A 2,881-nucleotide genomic window follows, 5' to 3' on the forward strand; every position below is an offset into this window, starting at 1 on the left:
AAAAAATAGATGACATCAAAAAAATAGATAATCTAAAATTTGAAATTACATTAAAAGAAGATGTTCCATATTATGCTTTTCCTTTTACTCAAATTATTAGAATAATTAATAAAGAAGCAACTGAACAAAACGAATCAGAAGGAGTAAAAATAGGAGCTGGTGCTTATAAATTAACAAATTATATTCCAAATCAAGAATTACAATTGGAACTTTTCGACAAATATCATGATCAAAATATTATCAAAAATTCTCCTAAAACAATTAAATTAAAAATATCTAAAGAGGATAATGCTCTTTTTCTATCATTAACAACAGGAGAAATCGATGCAATACTTTCGTATCCAGGAGGCGAAATTAAACAATTAAAAGAAGATTTAAACAACAATATGCATCCAAATATTAAAATATTAGAAAACGAACCAGCTAGTCAATCTTATATTTATTTTGATAAACAAAAAACTAATGAAAATGTACGTAAAATAATTGCAAAATCTTTAAATATACAAAAAATAATCGATGAATTAGAATTACCTGATACAATTGCAAAATCTGCAATTCATAATCGATTAATCGGCCATAATCCTAGTATAAATTATCATCAACCTAATATAGAATCAGCTAAACAAGAAGTTCAAAGATTAAGACCAGAAGATAAAAAATTAAAAATTGCATGTGGTCAAAGCAGACCAATTATTGAAAAAATAATAGAACAATTACAACATGTTGGTTTTGAAACATTTTTAGAAACAATTGATTTTAATACAATGAATGAGAAAGCAAAACAAGGAAACAAATCACCTTATAATTTTATTTTTCTAAGTGAAAATTTTGAAATGGAATACGCTCATAAATATATCGAAGATTATTTCAAGACAACAAACAACGAAATGAATTTCTTTGGTATCGATGAAGCTGATAAAATTGACATCGAAGATAAATTAACAGAAGCTACTAAATCATCAACTGAATTAAAAAAATATACATCACTATTACAAGAAATAGAACAATATTTATATGACAAACATTATTTATTTCCATTAATTAAACCAAAAACATTTGTTTTAGTTAATAAAAAAATAGAAAAAGGTTTTGAACAAGATGCATTTAGTAGATTTTTTAATATGAGATCAATTAAATATCCAAAAAAATAATAAAAATTAATTATTTCTTTTAAACCATATAAATATTTACTCATTTTTAAAATCTCCTTTTTAAGTTTGACTATTTTGAAACAAAAAAAATAAGTCAAAGTATTTTTTTTAATAAATAGTTTGACTTAAATTAACTTTTTAACTGGTTCTATTTTGATGGAGCGGGACATATCATTATTAAAATTAAATTTTAAATTATTTAAAAAGGAAATAATTATGATTGAAAAAGAAAAAATCAAAAAAATTTTAACTAATAAAATTTTTATAATTAGCTTTGTTATAATTCTATTAAGTATAATTATATTTGGAATATATCGTTTTAATAAAGCAAAAGATGATAATAAAGAAAAAAATGAAACAATTAATGAAACAGTTATAGGGATAACAACAGATATGATTGGATTTAATCCTTGTGACAAAAAAAATACACAATCAGCAGATGGTGATACTATGTTTAATATGATGCATGATAAACTTTTTGTAGATTATAAAGGTGAATTAAAACCTCAATTATTAAAAGAATTACCTCAAAAAGAAGGCAAAATATTAAAATGTGAATTAAAAGATAATATTTTCTTTCATAATAATAAGAAAATGACAACTGAAGATGTTATTTTTACAATCCGAAAAGGGAAACAACAACAACATGAACAATTTCTACAAATAGATGACATAGAAAAAATAGATGATCTAAAATTTAAAATTAAATTAAAAGAAGATGTTCTATTTTGGCATTTCCCTTTTACTTGGTTTATTAGAATAATTAATAAAGAAGCAACTGAAAAAAACGAATCAGAAGGAGTAAAAATAGGAGCTGGCGCTTATAAATTAACAAATTATATTCCGAATAAAGAATTACAATTGGAACTTTTCGACAAATATCATGATCAAGATATTATCAAAAATTCTCCTAAAAAAATTAAATTCAAAATATCTAAAGATTCAAATACTCTTTTCCAAGAATTAGAAACAAAACAAGTCAATGCAATGCTTTATTACCCACCAACAGAAATTCAAAATTTAAAAGACGATTTAAAAAACAAAAAATATAAAAATATTGAAATATTAGAACACGAAAGAGCTACTCAAAGTTATATTTATTTTAATAAACAAAAAACTAATGAAAATGTACGTAAAATCATTGCAAAATCTTTAGATATACAAAAAATAATCGATGAATTAGAATTACCTGGTACAATTGCAAAATCTGCATTTCATAATAAATTAATTGGCCATAATCCTAGTATAAATTATCATCAACCTGATATAAAATCAGCTAAACAAGAAGTTCAAAGATTAAGACCAGAAGATAAAAATTTAAAAATTGCAATTGGTAAAAACAAAACATCATTTCATGACAAAATAATAGAACAATTACGATATGTTGGTTTTGAAACAAATTTAGACGAACCTGAGTGGAATACTTTTAAGGCAAATTCAACAAAAGGAAAAGATTCACCTTATAATTTTGTTTTTTCAGCAGAAAATTTTGAAATGAAATACGCTCATAAATATATCGAAGATTATTTCAAGACAACAAACAACGAAAGTAATTCCTTTGGTATCGATGAAGCTGATAAAATTCACATCGAAGATAAATTGACAGAAGCTAAATCATTAACTGACTTAACAAAATATGAATCACTATTAAAAGGAATAGAACAATATTTATATGACAAACATTATTTATTTCCGTTAAAAACAGAAAAATCATTTATTTTAGTTAATAA

At 23.2% G+C, this 2,881-nt stretch carries 2 protein-coding genes; both read left to right on the forward strand.

Features of this window, described 5'->3' with window-relative positions:
* The coding region (locus tag KTO59_RS03900) for an ABC transporter substrate-binding protein (RefSeq protein WP_284928738.1) at nt 1-1,151 on the forward strand (1,151 nt) is incomplete at its 5' end.
* Between the two features lie 216 nt (nt 1,152-1,367).
* Nucleotides 1,368-2,881: ABC transporter substrate-binding protein (locus KTO59_RS03905; protein ID WP_284928739.1), on the forward strand; the 1,514-nt coding region annotated here is incomplete at its 3' end.

This window comes from Candidatus Phytoplasma sp. AldY-WA1 (genome assembly GCF_020312115.2).
In the GTDB taxonomy this organism is placed as follows: domain Bacteria; phylum Bacillota_I; class Bacilli_A; order Acholeplasmatales; family Acholeplasmataceae; genus Phytoplasma; species Phytoplasma vitis.